17 protein-coding genes are annotated in these 16,013 nt (G+C 72.9%); 9 read left to right on the forward strand and 8 right to left on the reverse strand.

What is annotated here, in order from left to right; all coding sequences use genetic code 11:
• Positions 1-90: 90 nt before the first annotated feature.
• Positions 91-540: a winged helix-turn-helix transcriptional regulator gene (locus tag ACH4SP_RS09445; protein ID WP_398412247.1), complete on the forward strand. Its 450-nt coding sequence runs from the start codon at positions 91-93 to the stop codon at positions 538-540.
• A gap of 99 nt (positions 541-639) precedes the next feature.
• On the opposite strand, the gene ACH4SP_RS09450 is transcribed toward ACH4SP_RS09445, so the two are convergent.
• The 3 genes from ACH4SP_RS09450 to ACH4SP_RS09460 form a co-directional block, all read right to left on the reverse strand.
• Entirely contained in the window at positions 640-885 is a 246-nt protein-coding gene (locus tag ACH4SP_RS09450; RefSeq protein ID WP_398412248.1) for a hypothetical protein, read from the reverse strand.
• A 27-nt stretch (positions 886-912) separates the two neighbouring features.
• On the reverse strand, positions 913-1,323 hold the full coding sequence (locus ACH4SP_RS09455; protein WP_398412250.1) for a VOC family protein: 411 nt from the start codon (positions 1,321-1,323) through the stop codon (positions 913-915).
• 86 nt (positions 1,324-1,409) lie between these two features.
• A complete protein-coding gene (locus ACH4SP_RS09460; RefSeq protein ID WP_398412252.1) occupies positions 1,410-2,270 on the reverse strand; it encodes a helix-turn-helix transcriptional regulator in 861 nt (286 codons plus the stop codon).
• Positions 2,271-2,428: 158 nt separating this feature from the next.
• Between ACH4SP_RS09460 and ACH4SP_RS09465 the strand changes: the two genes are divergently transcribed.
• Positions 2,429-3,433: an alcohol dehydrogenase catalytic domain-containing protein gene (locus ACH4SP_RS09465; RefSeq protein WP_398412254.1), complete on the forward strand. Its 1,005-nt coding sequence runs from the start codon at positions 2,429-2,431 to the stop codon at positions 3,431-3,433.
• Between the two features lie 117 nt (positions 3,434-3,550).
• Here the strand turns inward: ACH4SP_RS09465 and ACH4SP_RS09470 are convergent, their stop codons facing one another.
• Positions 3,551-4,117 carry a DinB family protein gene (locus ACH4SP_RS09470; protein WP_398412256.1) on the reverse strand — a complete coding sequence of 189 codons (567 nt, stop codon included), beginning with the start codon at positions 4,115-4,117 and terminating at the stop codon, positions 3,551-3,553.
• A 32-nt stretch (positions 4,118-4,149) separates the two neighbouring features.
• A complete protein-coding gene (locus ACH4SP_RS09475) occupies positions 4,150-5,766 on the reverse strand; it encodes an ABC-F family ATP-binding cassette domain-containing protein (protein ID WP_398412258.1) in 1,617 nt (538 codons plus the stop codon).
• Positions 5,767-5,895: 129 nt separating this feature from the next.
• Here ACH4SP_RS09475 and ACH4SP_RS09480 point away from each other — a divergent pair, with 129 nt between their 5' ends.
• The 4 genes from ACH4SP_RS09480 to ACH4SP_RS09495 all read left to right on the forward strand — a co-directional run bounded on the left by ACH4SP_RS09480 (position 5,896) and on the right by ACH4SP_RS09495 (position 9,882).
• Entirely contained in the window at positions 5,896-6,642 is a 747-nt protein-coding gene (locus ACH4SP_RS09480) for a TetR/AcrR family transcriptional regulator (RefSeq protein WP_398412260.1), read from the forward strand.
• Positions 6,639-8,687, forward strand: a complete 2,049-nt coding sequence (ligA, locus tag ACH4SP_RS09485; protein WP_398412262.1) for an NAD-dependent DNA ligase LigA — start codon at positions 6,639-6,641, stop codon at positions 8,685-8,687. The genes ACH4SP_RS09480 and ligA overlap by 4 nt, the downstream gene beginning before the upstream one ends.
• A 61-nt stretch (positions 8,688-8,748) precedes the next feature.
• Positions 8,749-9,201, forward strand: coding sequence for a hypothetical protein (locus tag ACH4SP_RS09490; protein WP_398412264.1), 453 nt, complete (start codon positions 8,749-8,751; stop codon positions 9,199-9,201).
• A gap of 54 nt (positions 9,202-9,255) precedes the next feature.
• On the forward strand, positions 9,256-9,882 hold the full coding sequence (locus ACH4SP_RS09495) for a hypothetical protein (RefSeq protein WP_398412266.1): 627 nt from the start codon (positions 9,256-9,258) through the stop codon (positions 9,880-9,882).
• 79 nt (positions 9,883-9,961) lie between these two features.
• Here ACH4SP_RS09495 and ACH4SP_RS09500 read toward each other — a convergent pair whose 3' ends face one another.
• Positions 9,962-11,098, reverse strand: a complete 1,137-nt coding sequence (locus ACH4SP_RS09500; protein ID WP_398412267.1) for an aminotransferase class V-fold PLP-dependent enzyme — start codon at positions 11,096-11,098, stop codon at positions 9,962-9,964.
• Positions 11,099-11,108: 10 nt separating this feature from the next.
• Entirely contained in the window at positions 11,109-12,440 is a 1,332-nt protein-coding gene (locus ACH4SP_RS09505; protein WP_398412269.1) for an MFS transporter, read from the reverse strand.
• Positions 12,441-12,574: 134 nt separating this feature from the next.
• Here ACH4SP_RS09505 and ACH4SP_RS09510 point away from each other — a divergent pair, with 134 nt between their 5' ends.
• Complete coding sequence (locus ACH4SP_RS09510; protein ID WP_398412271.1) at positions 12,575-13,168, forward strand: CGNR zinc finger domain-containing protein; 594 nt, start codon at positions 12,575-12,577, stop codon at positions 13,166-13,168.
• Between the two features lie 27 nt (positions 13,169-13,195).
• Here ACH4SP_RS09510 and ACH4SP_RS09515 read toward each other — a convergent pair whose 3' ends face one another.
• A complete protein-coding gene (locus ACH4SP_RS09515; RefSeq protein WP_398412273.1) occupies positions 13,196-13,681 on the reverse strand; it encodes a carboxymuconolactone decarboxylase family protein in 486 nt (161 codons plus the stop codon).
• Between the two features lie 193 nt (positions 13,682-13,874).
• Between ACH4SP_RS09515 and sigJ the strand changes: the two genes are divergently transcribed.
• Complete coding sequence (sigJ, locus tag ACH4SP_RS09520) at positions 13,875-14,819, forward strand: RNA polymerase sigma factor SigJ (protein WP_398412275.1); 945 nt, start codon at positions 13,875-13,877, stop codon at positions 14,817-14,819.
• A gap of 106 nt (positions 14,820-14,925) precedes the next feature.
• Positions 14,926-15,987: an FAD-dependent oxidoreductase gene (locus ACH4SP_RS09525; RefSeq protein WP_398412277.1), complete on the forward strand. Its 1,062-nt coding sequence runs from the start codon at positions 14,926-14,928 to the stop codon at positions 15,985-15,987.
• The last annotated feature ends 26 nt before the right edge of the window (positions 15,988-16,013 follow it).

The following is a 16,013-nucleotide window of genomic DNA, read 5'->3' on the forward strand; positions in this document are numbered from 1 at the left end:
CCCCTCCGCACTTGGTTTCATCTTGCTACCAGTGAGGGACGGTAGCCGTCTTGGTAGCATGTTGCAACCAACATGGGAGTGGAGGTCGACATGGTGACAAGGACGCGGTTCGACGACAGCGACTGTCCGGTCGCGCGGTCGGTGGACGCGATCGGCGACTGGTGGTCCCTGCTGATCGTGCGGGACGCCTTCGACGGGAGCCGCCGCTTCGGGGAGTTCCAGCGCAGTCTCGGAGTGGCGAAGAACATCCTCACCGCACGGCTGCGGGCCCTGGTCGCGGGCGGTGTCCTCGAATCCGTGCCCGCATCGGACGGCAGCGCCTACCGCGAGTACGTACTGACCCCGAAGGGCAAGGCGCTCTTCCCCGTCATCGTGGCGCTGCGGCAGTGGGGCGAGCAGAACTTCTTCGCCCCCGGCGAACCCCACTCGGAGCTGGTCGACCGCCGGCAGGGACAGCACCTCAGGGCGCTGGAAGTGCTGTCAGCGGACGGGCGACGGCTGGGCCCCGACGACACCGCCGTCCACAAGCTCACCGGGTGATTCCCCCGACGGTGCCGTCGACGAGCACGACGTCACGGGTCGGCCCGGGGCAGAGCCGTACCCGCAGCCTCTCCACGGGCCCGCGCGGCGGCGCGCCCGTCATGCCTCCTCCAGCGCGAATCGGTCAAGAGGCAACCGGTCGAGAAGCAGGGGAGGCCGGGCATCCTCCCGGTCGATCCCCCAGCTGATCCCCCGGTCGATCCCCCAGCTGATCCCCCGGCTGATCCCCCGGTCGATCTCGCGGTCGGCCTCCCGGCCCGCCCGGTCGTCCGCACGGACCGGCCGGGGGAGGTCGTCCAGCCGCTGTGCCTCGATGCGCGCGCGTCCCCACCCGGGGTGACACATGAGAGAACCCCCTTCGGCCCGCTCGGCTCAGCCGAGCTCTTGGATGCGGACCAGGTTGCCCGCCGGGTCGCGGAAGGCGCAGTCGCGGATGCCGTACGGCTGCTCGGTCGGCTCCTGGACGACCTCGGCGTCCCCGGCCCGCACCTTCGCGAACGTACCGTCGAGGTCGTGGGTGGCCAGCAGGATCCAGCCGTACGTGCCCTTGGCCATCATCTCGGTGATGGTGCGGCGCTCGTCCTCGGTGATCCCGGGGTCGGCGGCCGGCGGCGCCAGCAGGATGGAGGTGCCGGGCTGGCCGACCGGGCCGACCGTGATCCAGCGCATCTTTCCCTGGCCGACGTCGCTGCGGACCTCGAAGCCGAGGGTGTCGCGGTAGAAGGCCACGGACGCGTCCGGGTCGTCGTGCGGGAGGAAGCTCGTGTGAATCGTGATGTCCATGCCGAGCATGCTAGGTCCGGCTCCGCGACCCGCGCTTCTCGAATCCTGACCGGTCCGGCAGCGGGTACGTGTCCTTGTACGAGTTCCTATACGAGCCGTTCTCCGGTGGGGAGTTCCTGGGTCCCGATGACGGCCAGCAGCGCCAGCCGGTCGGCGGCGGGGCTGCCGGGCGGGGCGGACAGCCAGAGCAGGCGCTGACGGCCGTCCTCGCTGAACAGGTTGTGGCAGTCCAGCTCGATCGCGCCGATCACCGGGTGGACGAGCCGTTTGGTCGCGTGCCGGCGCAGGGCGACGTCGCGCTCCTCCCACAGGGCGGCGAACTCCGCGCTGCGGGTGCGCAGTTCGGAGACCATGCGGTGGACGTCAGGGTCGTCGCGGCGGGCCGCGACCGCACGCAGGTCGGAGACGAAGTCGCGGGAGTGGCGGGCGTGGTCCTCGGCCGGGTAGAGGTCCCGGGTGTCGGGTCGGGTGAACCACAGGTACACATGGCTGTCGGTGCCCGGCCGCCGGTTCTGGACGGTGGGCAGCGGGCCGAGGAGCGCGGTGGCGAGCCGGTTCTGCGTCAGGGGCTCGTGCAGGTCCGTCATGATCCGCGCAGGGGTGTCCGCCAATCGGTCGAACAGCGCGAGCATCGCCGGGTGGACATGGCCCAGCGGACCGTGCGCGGGCGGGGACGGGTGGCCCGCGAGGTGGAACAGGTGGTCGCGTTCGTCGCTGGTCAGCCGCAGTGCCCTGGCCAGCGCGGTGAGCATCTGCTCCGAGGGACGGGCGCTGCCGCCGCGCTCCAGCTCGGTGTAGTAGTCGACCGAGGCCCCGGCCAGGTGGGCGACCTCCTCCCGGCGCAGCCCCGGCACCCGGCGGCGCGGGCCCGCGGTCAGGCCGACGTCGCCGGGGCGGATGCGGTCGCGCCGCGACTTGAGGAAGGCACCGAGTTCTGCGAGGTCCATGGCTCCATGGTCGCCGCTCGCGCCGGTGCGAACCAGGGGATGCCGTCCCCCCGGTAAGGAGCCCCATGGTCAGTTCCCGGATCCGGGGTGAAGGTGGAGGCGAGCCACAGAGGCCGCACCCGCTCCCCGCGGTGCGGCCGTACCGGAAGGAACCCCTCATGAGCACCATGCGCGCTGTTCAGGCCGTCACCGCCGGCGCCCCCTTCGAGCTTGCCGAGATCCCCGTACCCACGGCGGGCCCCGGCCAGGTCCTGGTGCGCGTACGGGCCTGTGGCGTGTGCGGCGGCGAGAACATCGCCCGCCACGGCGCCCTGGGCACCGCACTGCCGCGCGTGCCGGGACACGAGATCGCCGGTGAGGTCCACGCGGTCGGCGAAGGCGTCACCGCCTGGCGCACCGGCGACCGCGTCGGCATCGGCTGGCACGGCGGATCCTGCTCCACCTGCGACCACTGCCGGCAGGGCGACTTCGTCAACTGCGTGGACCGCGAGATCGTCGGCGCCTCGTACGACGGCGGCTACGCCGAGTACGTACGGGTCCCGCAGGACGCCCTCGCCCGCATCCCCGACGCGCTCTCCTTCGAGGCGGCGGCCCCGCTGATGTGCGCGGGACTGACCACGTTCAACGCGCTGCGCCACAGCGGCGCCCGCCCGGGCGACACCGTCGCCGTCCACGGCATCGGCGGCCTGGGCCACCTCGGCGTCCAGTTCGCCGACAAGATGGGCTTCCGTACGATCGCGGTCAGCCGCGGCCGGGACAAGGAGGAACTGTCCCGCGAGCTCGGCGCCGACGAGTACATCGACTCCACCGGGGGCAGCGCGGGCCGGGCCCTCACGGCTCTGGGCGGCGCCGTTGTCATCCTGAGCACCGTCGGCGTCAGCCCCGCCCAGAGCGACCTCGTCCAGGGGCTGCGCCCCAACGGCCGCCTCGTCGTCGTCGCCAACGACCACCAGCCCCTCGACATCGACCCCGAGCTGCTGATCTTCGGCCGTCGCGAGGTCACCGGCTGGTACAGCGGGCACGCGAAGGACGCCGAGGAGGCCCTCGCCTTCGCCGCCCTCAAGGGCATCCGCCCGATGACCCGGGCCTACCCGCTGGAGCAGGCCGAGGAAGCCTTCCAGAGCATGAGCAAGGCCCAGTACCGCAACGTGATCCTGCCCTGACCCGAGGGGCGACGTGATCCTGCCCCGACCCCGAGGGGTCGGGGGGACGACCTCCGAGGGGCCGGAGGACGACCTCCGAGGGGCCGGGGGACGACGCACACGCCCCCGGCCCTCCCGCTACTGGCCCACCCGGCCGTCGACGCACTCGCGCAGCAGGTCGGCGTGCCCGCAGTGCCGGGCGTACTCCTCGATCCGGTGCACCATCAGTTCGCGGACCGTGGTCCCGTCCTTCGGCAGGCGCTCGCCCAGGTCCTGGTGCTGGGCCAACGCGGCGTCGGTGGCGGCCTGTTCGCGCTCCAGGTCGGCGAACGCGGCGTCGACCACGGCCTGTTCGCCCACCGCGCCGTCGAAGTCCGCGTCGCGCTTTCCGTACAGCTTCGGCAGCGGGTCGCTGTCGTCGATCCAGTTGTGCCAGTCCCGCTCCACCTCGACGAGGTGGCGCACCAGGCCGAGCAGCGACATCGTCGACGGCGGCACCGAACGGCGGGCCAGCTGCTCGGCGTCCAGGCCCTCGCACTTCATCCGCAGGGTCATGCGGTAGCCCGACAGGAAGTCGAGGAGGGTCGCGAGTTCGCCCTCGGGGCTGCTGCCGTTGTCGCGGGGGTCGTCGTCCGGGTCCGCCCACATGTCGGGGTGGACGGTCGCCTGGCTCCAACGCTCGGATTGATCACTCATGTGTTCCATCCTGGTCCGTGCGGGCCGGGCCCGCCAGCGCATTATTTGGCGTTGACAGGGGCGCCCAGTGTCAAGTGGCCGCCGTTCCAGCGCTGTCGGAGCCTGCGGTCGTGGCTGATGACCACGAGGGCGCCCTCGTAACCGGCCAGCGCGGTCTCCAGGTCCTCGACGAGGGCGGGGGACAGGTGGTTGGTGGGTTCGTCGAGGAGGAGCGCGTCCGACGGGGTGCTGACCAGACGGGCCAGAGCGAGCCGTTGACGCTGCCCGGTGGAGAGCCCGCCGACCGGCAGCGAGAACTGCTCGGAGGTGAACAGGCCGAGGGAGAGCAGGAGTTCGGCGTGCTCGGCGGGGTGCCCTGACCGGCCGCGGGCGAACGCCGCGAGCAGCGGTTCGTCGGGCCGGGGGAAGCGGGGATCCTGGGGGAGGTACCCGATCCGGCCGGTGCGGGTGAGGTCGCCGCCGTCGGGGGCCAGCTCCCCTGCCAGGACGCGGAGCAGGGTGCTCTTGCCCGCTCCGTTGGGCCCGGTGACCAGGAGCCGTTCGCCCGCGGCGACCTTGATGTCGGTGGGGTCCAGACGGCCGGTGACGCGGATGCCGGAGGCGTCGACGACGGCGCCCTCCAGACGGGCGGAGCGCAGTACGGGCGTGAAGCGGAGGGGTTCCGGCGGCGTCGGGACCGGTTCGGCGAGGAGACGGCGCAGGCGTTCCTCCGCCTGGCGGATCCGGCCGGCCACCGACTGCTGCACGCGGCCGCCGGCCCTGTCGTACGCCATCTTGTTGCCGTCCTTCATCGCCCGGCCCGGCGCCACCCGTCGTGCCGTGGTCGCGGCGGCCGTGCGGAGTCCTTCGACGTCGGTCAGCCACTGGGCGTGCGCCTGGACCCAGCGCTGCCGGGCCGCCGCCTTCTCGGCGAGGTGGCCGGCGTAGCCGTTGCCGTAGCGGACGACGCGGTGCAGGTCGCCGTCCACCTCCAGCAGGGTGGTCGAGACCCGCTCCAGGAAGACCCGGTCGTGGGAGACCGCGACGGTGGTGCCGCGCCGGGTGCGGAGGTGTTCCTCCAGCCAGTGCAGGGCGTCCTCGTCGAGGTGGTTGGTCGGCTCGTCGAGGAACAGCACCTCGGGACCCGCGGCCAGGAGTGCGGCGAGGCGCAGCCGGACCTGCTCGCCGCCGGAGAGACTGCCCGCGGTGCGGTCGCGGGCGAGCAGGCCGAGGCCGAGGCCGTGCAGGGCGCGTTCGACGCGGGCGTCCGCGTCGTAGCCGCCGCGCAGCTCGAAGAGCGTGAGCAGGTCCCCGTACGCGGCCATGGTGGCGCTGTCGCCGGAGCCGTCGGCCATCACCGCCTCCAGCTGGCGCAACTGCCCCTCGATCCCGCGGAGTTCGCCCAGGGAGCGGTCGATGACGTCCTGGACGGTGGCCAGGGGCGGCAGCTGCTCGTCCTGTGCCAGGTAGCCGATGCCGCCCTCCGCCCGGACGACGACCTCGCCCTGGTCGGGCCGCTCGACGCCCGCGAACAGGCGCAGCAGGGTGGACTTTCCGGAACCGTTCTCACCGACGATCCCGGTGCGCTCGCCCGGTGCGAGCGAGCACGTCACCGCGTCAAGGACGGTGCGGCCGTTGAAGGACTTCGTGACGGACAGGGCGGCGATCTGCGTGGGCATGCGGGGACTCCAAAGCATTCGATGACGGAGCGGCCGGTACGGGCAGTACGGACCGCGAGGTCGGGGGAACGCTTCGGAAGAGCATTGACGACTCCGTTAGTGCGACAGCAGTTGCGTTAAGATCATGCCATGGTGCCTTCCCGATCCGCAAGAGAGATCCCGGCGACCGCAGAAGACGTCCCGGTGACCGCAGGGGCCCCGGCGGCCGCAGGAGACGTCCCGGCGGCCGCAGAAGATGTCCCGGCGGTCGCCCCGCCCGCCCGCCGCCCGGGCGGCCGCAGCGCCCGCATCCGTACGCAAGTGCTCGACGCGGTCCGCGCGGAGCTGGTCGAGCACGGCTACGACGCCCTCACCGTCGACACGGTCGCGGACCGGGCGGGTGTGCACCGCACCACCGTCTACCGGCGCTGGCAGGACGTCGGCGGACTGCTCGCCGACGTCCTGGACGTCGGCGTCGACGACGGCTGGCAACCCGCGGACACCGGCAGCCTGTTCGGCGATCTGGCCGCGCTCAACCACGAGATCCAGTCCGCCCTCACCGAGCAGCGGTCCGTCACCGCGGCCCTGATCGCCGCCTCCTTCCGCTCCGGACAGGCCGCCGACGCCCTGCGGGACTTCTGGGAGAACCGGTACGCGCAGTGCGAGATCACCGTCCACCGGGCCGTCGGGCGCGGCGAACTCCCGCCGCACACCGAAGCCCGCCCGCTCCTCGTCACCGCCACCGCCCCGCTCTACCACCACCTCGTACTGCTGCGCGCCGTCCCCGACCCTGACCTGCCGGACCGCGCGGCGCGAACCGCCGTCCTCGCCGCGACGGCCGGCGCTTTCGCACGGGAGGGCGATTGTCAGACCCATGCGCAAGGATTCACCGCATGACGATCCTTCGCGCCGGAGAGGCGCTGTTCAGCCATGCCCAGTACGAGGACGCGGTGCGCCGCGTCCGGGAATCGGCCGCGGCCTATTACGGCGACGGGGACAGCAGCCTCGACGACACCACCTACGACCGGCTGCTGGTGGCCGTCGCCGCCTGGGAGCAGGAGCATCCCGAGCGGATCTCGCCCGACTCGCCGACCGGCAAGGTCGGTGCGGGGGCGGCTCCGGCGGGCGACGTCGCCCACACCCAGCGGCTGTTGTCCCTGGACAACGTCTTCACCCCGGACGAGCTGGTGGCCTGGGGCGCGTCGCTGGAGCGACGGCTCGGGCGGCCGGCCGTCGGCGGGTTCGCCGTCGAGCCCAAGCTGGACGGGGCGGCCGTCGCGGCCCGCTACCGCGAGGGCGTGCTCGTGCAGATCATCACGCGCGGCGACGGCAGCCACGGCGAGGACGTCAGCCATGTGATCGGCACCATCGAAGGCCTGCCCGAGCAGCTGCCCTCCCCCGTCACGGTCGAGGTGCGGGGCGAAGTGCTGTTCACCCAGGCCCAGTTCGAGGCCGCCAACGAGATGCGCACCGCACACGGGGCGCGCGTGTTCAGCAACCCGCGCAACGGCACCTCCGGCACGCTCCGAGCCCAGAACCGCCCGTACCGACTGCCCATGACCTTCTGGGCGTACGGCGCCGTGGACCTCGACGGCGTCGGGTTCGTCAGCCCGGCGGCCACGCACGCGGAGGTCCTGGAGGGCGTCGCCGCCGCAGGGGTGCAGACCACCCTGCACACCCCGGCCGGGCTGCGCGTCGTCGCGACGCTCGCCGAGGCGCAGGCGCGGGTCGACGAGATCGCCGCCCTGCGCGCCGGTCTGCCGCACGGCATCGACGGGGTGGTGGTCAAGGCCAACGACCCGAAGGAGCAGCAGATCGCCGGGTTCGGCACCCGCTTCCCTTACTGGGCCGTCGCGGTCAAGCTGCCCGCGGCCGAGATGATGACGACTCTCCTCGAAGTCGAGTGGAACGTGGGACGCACCGGCGTCGTCGCCCCGCGCGCCCGGGTGCGGCCGGTCGAAGTGGACGGCAGCACCGTGGAGTTCGCGACCCTGCACAACCCGGCCGACATCCGCCGCCGCGACCTCCACGTGGGCGACACCGTGACCGTCTACAAGGCGGGCGACATCATTCCGCGCATCCAGGCGGCGGTCGTGGAGCTCCGCCCGGCCGACGCGCTGCCCGTCGCGTTCCCCGAGCAGTGCCCCAACTGCGGGGACGGCATCGACAAGTCGCAGGAACGGTGGCGGTGCGTGCGGGGCGCGGCGTGCCGTCTGCCCGCCCTGATCGGGTACGCGGCGGGGCGCGACATGCTCGACATCGACGGTCTCGGCGCGACGTACGTCAACGCGCTCGTCGCCTCCGGTGAAGTGACCGACATCGCCGACCTGTTCACCCTCACGCACGAGCAGCTCGCCGTGGCGTCCGGCAGCGAGAAGCGGGCCGCCAAGCTCGTCGAGCAGCTCGCGGCGGCGAAGGAGCGCCCGCTGAACCGGGTCTTCTGCGCGCTCGGAATCCTCGGCACCGGCCGCTCCATGTCCCGCCGCATCGCCAGGCACTTCGGCACGATGGAGGCCGTACGGGCGGCAGACGCCGAGGCGATGCAGGAGGTCGAGGGCATCGGCCCGGAGAAGGCCCCGGTCATCGTGCAGCAACTCGCCGACCTCGCCCCGGTCGTCGAGAAGCTGATCGCCGCGGGCGTCAACATGACCGAGCCCGCCGAGGAGAAGGTGTCCGACGGCCCGCTCGCCGACCAGGTGGTCGTGGTCACGGGCAGGATGACCGGCCGCCTCGACGGCTTCGGCCGCAGCGAGATGAACGCCCTGATCGAACGGGCCGGCGGAAAGGCGGGCAGCAGCGTCAACTCCAGGACGACGCACCTGGTCGCCGCCCCTTCCGCGAGCGGCAGGCCCAGCTCGAAGGCGGTCAAGGCGGCGGAGAACGGCGTCGAGGTGCTAACGCCGGAGGCCTTCGCGGACCTGGTTGCGGACTACCTCGACTGAATCCGGGGAGAGACCGAGGGGCCGAGAGGCCGAGAGACCGAGAGACCGAGGAAGGGGTCAGGTGGAGGAACACGAGATGATCGCGCACCTCGACGGCCGTGGCCGCATCGAGATGCACCTCGGCGACGTCGACCGAGGGCGGGTCGAGGAGATGGTCCGCGCCCTCGGCTACCGGCTGGACGTCATGGAGTTCGTCCCCCGCATCGGCTACCGGGCCGTCTGCGAGCGCGACGACGCCCCGAACGCCCGCCGCCGTGCCGAGCTGTCCATCGAGCGGCTGCGGGCGGGCCGGCCGCTGCTGCCGGCGGAGGAGCCGTACGTACCGCCGCCCCAGCCGCCGCCTCCGTGCACTCCGCCGCCCCCGGGCACCCCGCCACCTCGGCGGAGCCGCGAGTGGGGGCCTCCGCCACCTCCTGACACGGCCCCGCCGCCGCCCCCGCGGGGGCGGCGGGCCCCGCTCCGACCGGCCTTCCCGCCACCGCCACCGCCGCCACCTGGTGTCCCGCCCCCGTGACAGTCGTGACAGTTTTTCTTGTCAAGAAGTGTCGGTGACAGGTACGCTTGTCGCATGGATGACATGACGGCGATCCCCACCCCCGACAAGAACGACGAGAACTTCTGGGCCACCGTGACGACCCAGGTGGAGCCCGCCTGGAGCGAGCCCACCGAGGCCGACTCGTTCGCCATGGACGACAAGGTGCTCGACGCGGTCCGTGCCCTCGCCGAAGGGATCTCGACGCGTGCGCTGGCCTACCGCACCGCGGGAAAGCCCTTCGACGCCGCACTCATGGCCGCCCCGGATGTGCAACTGGCGATGCTGCGGGCGCTGTACGAAGCCAAGCTGTCCGTCGACCGGCTGGCGGAGAGCGCCGCCACCGTGGCGGGCCGCAGCGGCGCCAGCTACGGCCAACTGGGCGCGGCCTGGGGCGGATTGAAGCGCCAGTCGGCCCGGCTCAAGTGGCCGCACGCGGTGGTCAAGAAGTCCGCCGGCGAGTCCGTCCCCCTCAGCTACGCGGGCGGCACCGCCGTCATTCACCACGACCCGGACGCCGACGCCTGGTGGTACGCCGCCACCGGGGCGGACCTGCGCGAGGAGGAGTCCGACGCGGTGGGCAGCACCGCTGCCGAGGCCATCGCGCGGGCGACCGAGTTCCTCCTGGCGCACGCCAAGCCCACGCGAGGGGCGTCCGCCTGACCGAACGGCGGCCTTCCAGCCGGGCCAGGTCAGCGCCCGTCCAGCAGAGCCAGGTCAGCGCCCGTCCAGCAGAGCCAGGTCAGCGCCCGTCCAGCAGGGGCCCCAGTGCCGCCGCCAGGCGCTCGTACTCCTCGGGCGCGTTGTAGATCTGCCCGCTGATCCGGATGCCGCCCCCGCCGGGCCAGGGCCAGATCAGCACCCGGAAGCCCAGCCGGGCCGCGATCTCCTCGCGCAGGGCGGCGGCCTCCGCCGGAGTCCGGGCGAAGGCCGGTGGCAGGCGCAGTGAGCGCATCGGGAGCCGCTGGTCGGCGGCGAGCGGGGTCACGCCGGGGAGGCACGCGAGGAGTCCGGCCCCGTGGTCGGCCAGGGCGCTGTTGTGGTCGCGTACGCGCGCGGGGCCGAGGTGCGCGAGCAGATCGAGGCCGTCGGGGGCGGCGAGCCAGCCCGTGTAGTCGACGGTCGCCCGGTACTCGACCGAGCGCGGGAAGCCGCGGTCGTCCTCCCAGGAGGGGACAGGTGCGGGCACCCGGTCCCGGTGGGCGGGTGCCACCGCGAGAAGGGCGCTGCCCGGCGGCGCGTACGCCCACTTGTGCAGGTTCCCGAACCAGAAGTCGGGCTCCCCCGCCAGGGGTTCGGCCAGTGTGCCGGGAGCGTGCGCACCGTCGACGACGGTGACCACGCCCCGCTCCCTCAGGTCGGCGAGGAGGGCCGGGGTCGCGATGAACCGGGCGGTGGGGGAGCTGATCTGGTCGAGCAGGGCGACCCGGGTGCGCGGCGTGAGACCGGCGAGCACCGCCTTGCGCACCGCCTCCTCGTCAGGCAGCCCCGGGCCGAGGGCGACGGTGACGACGCGGGCCCGGCGGGCGGCGGCCGCGACGACAGTGCCGTAGCCGTGGTCGGTCACCAGGACCTCGTCGTCGGGCGTCAGCCGCAGCGCGTCGAGGGCGAGGTGTGCGGCCTCGGTGGCGTTGGCGACGAGCGCCGCGCCCTCGGGGTCGGTGCCCAGACCGGTCGCGATACGGGACCTGGCGCGGGCGACCCGGTCGGCCACGCCGATGAAGAAGGAGTCCGGGTCGGCGGCGGCCTCGGCCGCCAGCCGCCGCTGGGCGTCGGCGACGGGCACCGGGACGGCCCCGAAGGAACCGTGGTTGAGGTGCGTCACCCGGCTGCCGAGCCGGAACAGCTCGGCGCCACCGGGGAACATGCGGTTGACCATGGGGCCGACCCTAACCCCGGGGCGTGCCCCGCGGAACGGGAGGTGCGTCACGCGATGTGCCGTCGGTCGCGCGGTCCCGACCGGCGGGCCGGTGGTCGGCGCACCGTCGATCGGCCGCCGCCGACTGCTTCGCCAACAGGGGCCCCACCACGAGGAGTTGGGACACCACGAGGGCGAGGCAGAGGGCGGCGGTGGTCGCCCACAGCAAGGTGGCGCCCGCATGGGCGAGCAGCTGGGTCGCGGTGACGGGGGCGGTCACGGTCGCGATGCCCCAGATGATTCCGTACGCCGCGAGATAGCGGTCGGTCCCGTTCGAGGGGGCCAGATCCGCGACCACACCGAGGGCCCTGGCCATGACGAAAGCGTCGCCCAGGCTCCAGACGACGGTGGCCAGTGCGAAGGACGGCAGGCTCTGCGCCACGGCGTACCAGGTGAGGCCGACGGCCATCAGGGCGTAACCGAGGGCGAGGGCCCGCGACGGCGAGAGGGCCGCCGGGCGGCGCAGCCGCAGGGCCGGCTGGGCGGCGACGACGGTCAGTGCCGAGGTGGTGAAGAGGAGCCCGGCGTCGGCGGGTGCGAAGCCGCGGCTTTCGAGGGTCAGCGGCAGGGCCATCATGACCTGCATGGCGACCAGGGCGAAGACCGTGCCGGGGACGAACATCGCCCACAGGGCGCGGTCCCGCCAGGGGTGGACGGGATCACCGTGCTCGGGACGGCGGCCGGTCGTGGAGTGGGCGGGCCCGGCCGTGGAGTGGGCGGGCCCGGCCGTGGAGCGGGAGGGTCCGGCCGTGGGTCGGGGGCGGTCGGCCGGGAGTACGAGGCGCATGACCACCGCGCAGATCAGACAGGTGAGCGCGTCGACGACGAACAGCCAGCGCAGGTCCCAGCGGCCCACGCTCGCCGCGATCAGCCCGGCGCCGGTTCCGCCGACGGCGAGCGCGGCGTTGAGCAGGCCGTACGCACGCACCCGCTCGGCGGGGCCGACGGCGTCGGCGATCATGGCCTGGCTCGGCGGTTCGTACAGCTCGAAGAGCAGGCCGAGCAGGACCGCGAACACCGCGACCGCGCCCAGGGATTCGGCCCCGGCGATGCCCAGCTGGGCGAGGCCGCAGCCGGTCAGGCCGAGCACGATCGTACGGCGGCGTCCGATCCGGGCCGCCAGTCGGCCGCCGGCCAGCCGGGACGGGATCGTCGCGAGGCCGAAGGCGGCCGAGAGCACCCCCGCGGTGGTGGCGCTCGCGCCGTACTCGGTGCTGATCAGGACGGTCAGGAACGGCAGTGAGAAGGCGCCCAGCCGGTTGATCGCCCGTGCCACCACCAAGAGCCATACGGTCCGCGGCATGCCGCCCCCTCGTGTGCGGCGGTGCACGGTGCACGGGTGTGCGGCCGTGCACGCGCGCAGCTGTTTACGCGTGACTGTCGAATGCAGTAACGTCAGTCATGGAAACTAGTACCGAAGGGGTGACTGGTCAAGTGATGTTCGACAGTCACGTGGCGATCCGGCTGGACCATGCCGTATCGCTCGTGAACGCACTCACCGACGGCGCGGCACGCGGCCGCGACTACACCGCGCCCCGAGGCGCCGAGCTGCCCGCGGCGGTCGACGCCGCGATGCCGCACACCGGGTCGGCGTCATTGCCGCGCGCCGTCGACGAGGCCCAGGCGGAGCGTCTGGCGGGAACCGCCCGGCGGATGCGCGAGGTCTTCCGGGCCGTCCAGGAAGGGGAGTTGGACGCCGCAGCCGAGGCCGTCAATCACCTCCTGCGCGACACCGCGGCCCGGCCCCGCCTGGACCGGGTCGAGGGTGCGGGCGAGGACGGGGGCGGGGTGTGGCACCTGCACTTCCACGGTGCCAACGACTCGTTCGCTTCCGGTGTCGGGGCGAGCTGTGCCACGGCCCTGGCACTCGTGGTCGGCGGCGGCCTCGCCGGACGGCTCGGCGTCTGCCAGGCCGAACGCTGCGACCGGGTGTACGCGGACACCTCGCGCAACGCCGCCCGCCAGTTCTGCTCCACCGCCTGCCAGAACCGTACGAAGGCCGCCGCCTTCCGCGCCCGCAAGAACCGCTGACGGCGCCACCGACGGGAACGGGCTCCGTCAGCCGTGCTGGCCGGGCTGGTAGTCGCCCGCGGGCCGCTGGACGATGACGTTCATCCGGTTGAGGGCGTTGATGAGGGAGATGAGCGTGATCAGGGCTGCGAGCTGGTCCTCGTCGTAGTGCTTGGCCGCGTTCGCCCACACCTCGTCGCTGACGCCACCGGCCGCATCGGCGATCCTGGTGCCCTCCTCCGCCAGCTCCAGGGCGGCCCGCTCGGCCTCGGTGTACACCGAGGCCTCCCGCCAGGCCGCGACCAGGTGGAGGCGGATCGGGGTCTCCCCGGCCGCGGTGGCGTCCTTGGTGTGCATGTCGACGCAGTAGCCGCAGCCGTTGATCTGGCTGACCCGGAGCAGTACCAGCTCCCGGGTCGTGGGCGACAGCGCCGAGTCCACTATCGGCTTGGCCGCCGCGACGATGTGCTTGAGGGACTTGAGTGCGATCTCGTTGGAGAGGAGGTCGAGACGGGCCTGCGTGGTGTGCTGCATGGTGGTGGATCTCCTTCGTGTACTGGGCGGTTGCCCGAGCGGAGGGGACGGTTCTCGTCCCGCGGTGTCCGTTCCAGCACTACGACGACGCAGCCCCGCGGAATGTGAGGCGGCCGCCGCACCTCACATTCCGGGGGCCTGTTCCGTCGTACTGGTGATGACAGTCGGACACGGCCGAAGGAGCAGCGACACCATGCGGAGCCAGGACATCCAGTACGTGGCCGGGGACGGCGTGCCCGCCCCGGGCCTGGACGCGGTCATGAGCGAGCGCCGTCAGCTGACCAATCTCGCGTACCGGCTCCTCGGCTCCCTGGCCGATGCCGAGGACGTCGTCCAGGAGACGTACGCCCGCTGGTACGCCATGTCCCGCAGCCGGCAGGAGGCCGTCGAATCACCGGGTGGCTGGCTGACCACGGTGGCCGGCCGCATCTGCCTCGACCTGCTCGGCTCGGCCAGGGCCAGGCGCGAGCGCTATGTGGGCGAGTGGATCCCGGAGCCGCTGCCCGACCGTACGGAGTGGCTCGGCGGGCGGTCGGGCGACGACCCGGCCGACCCGGCCGACCGGGTCACCCTCGACGAGTCGGTCAGCATGGCGTTCCTCGTGGTGCTCGAAGCGATGACCCCGGCCGAGCGTGTCGCGTTCGTGCTGCACGACGTGTTCCGCTACTCCTTCGCCGAAGTGGCCGACATCGTCGGCCGGACCCCGGCGGCGTGCCGCCAGCTGGCCTCTTCGGCCCGCCGCCGGATCCGGGACGCGCGTACGCCGCAGGAGGCCCCGGCAGCCCAACATGCCGACGTCGTCAAGGACTTCAAGCGGGCCTGGGAGGCCAAGGACATCGACGCCCTCATCGGCCTGCTCGACCCCGACGCCACGGGAATCGCGGACGGCGGAGGCCTGGTCGGCGCCGCGCCCCCGCTCTTCGGCGGCGAGCGGATCGCGCGCTACCTGGTCGCGTTCATGGACGCGGTGTCCGGTCTGACGCTTCTGGAGCGCTCGGTCAACGGGCGGCCCGGACTGGTGGTTCAGCACGAGGGGGCCGTTACGGGGGTGGTGGCGTTCGAGGTCGTGGGCGACCGGATCGCCCACTGCTGGGCGGTGCGGAACCCCGAGAAGCTCCGGCCCTGGACGACGGGCTGAGCTGCGCTCGGGGTCTCTTGGTCTCTTGATGACACCGTCACAGCCGTGATACTACAGGTGTAGTGTCCCTGTGGTGGCGCTGGACCGATCCGGGAGGACGGACGACATGGCGGGAACAGCGGTAGTCGTGGGGGCGGGGATCGGGGGACTCGCGACGGCGATCGGCCTGCGCCGCGCCGGTTGGACGGTGTCCGTGCTGGAGCGCCGTGACGCACTGGAGCGGTACGGCACGGCCTTCGGCATCCACCCCACCGCGCAGTCGGCACTCGAACGGCTCGGCGTGGGCGAGGTGTTGCGCACCCGCGCGGTCCCCTACCGGGGCGCCCGGATCCGCACGCCCGAGGGGCAGGTGCTGGCGAGCCTCCCCCTGGAACGCATCGAGCGGAAGGCCGGACGCCCCGAACTCCTCGTCTCCCGCCCCTACTTGATCGACGCGCTCGCCGCCGAACTGGAGACCTTCGGCGACGTGCCCCTCAAGTTCGGCGAGAACGTCAGCGACCTGGCGGCCCTGGCCGCCGGGAACGACCTGGTGGTCGGCGCCGACGGAATCCGCAGCGCCGTACGCACCGCCGCGTTCGGCACGCGCAGCGCCCCGAAGGACATCGGGACGTCTGCCTGGATCGGCATCGCCGACTTCGAGAGCGGCATCCACGGCGAAACCTGGGGCAGGGGCCGCTTCTTCGGCATGACCCCCGTCGAGCCGGGCCGCACCAACTGGTACGCCACCGTGCCGGGCGCCACCACCGCCGACGAACTGCGCGCGTACTTCGAGGGCTGGCACGACCCGATCCCGCGCATCCTCGCCGAGACCGACCCGGCCACCTGGATCCGCTACGAGATGCGCCACCTCCACCCGGCGCTCCCGTCCTTCGTCGCCCCGGCCGCAGCGCCCTCCCGTACGCACACCGCCCTCGTCGGCGACGCGGCGCACGCCATGACCCCCAACCTGGGCCAGGGCGCCTGCACGGCGATCCTCGACGCGGACTCCCTGACCAGGGCCGTCACCGCACACGGCCGGACGGGCCTGCGCGCCGCCCTGCGCACGTACGACTCGGAACGCCGCCGCAGCGCCCAACGCACCGCCTTCGGCTCCCGCAACCTGCACCGCTTCATGTCCACCGAACACACCGGCCTGCGCAACTCCCTGGTCAAGCGACTGCCGTCCTGACCCCTGCCGTCCTGACCCCGGCCGTC

The organism is Streptomyces sp. NPDC021093, assembly GCF_044333135.1.
Taxonomy (GTDB): Bacteria; Actinomycetota; Actinomycetes; order Streptomycetales; family Streptomycetaceae; genus Streptomyces.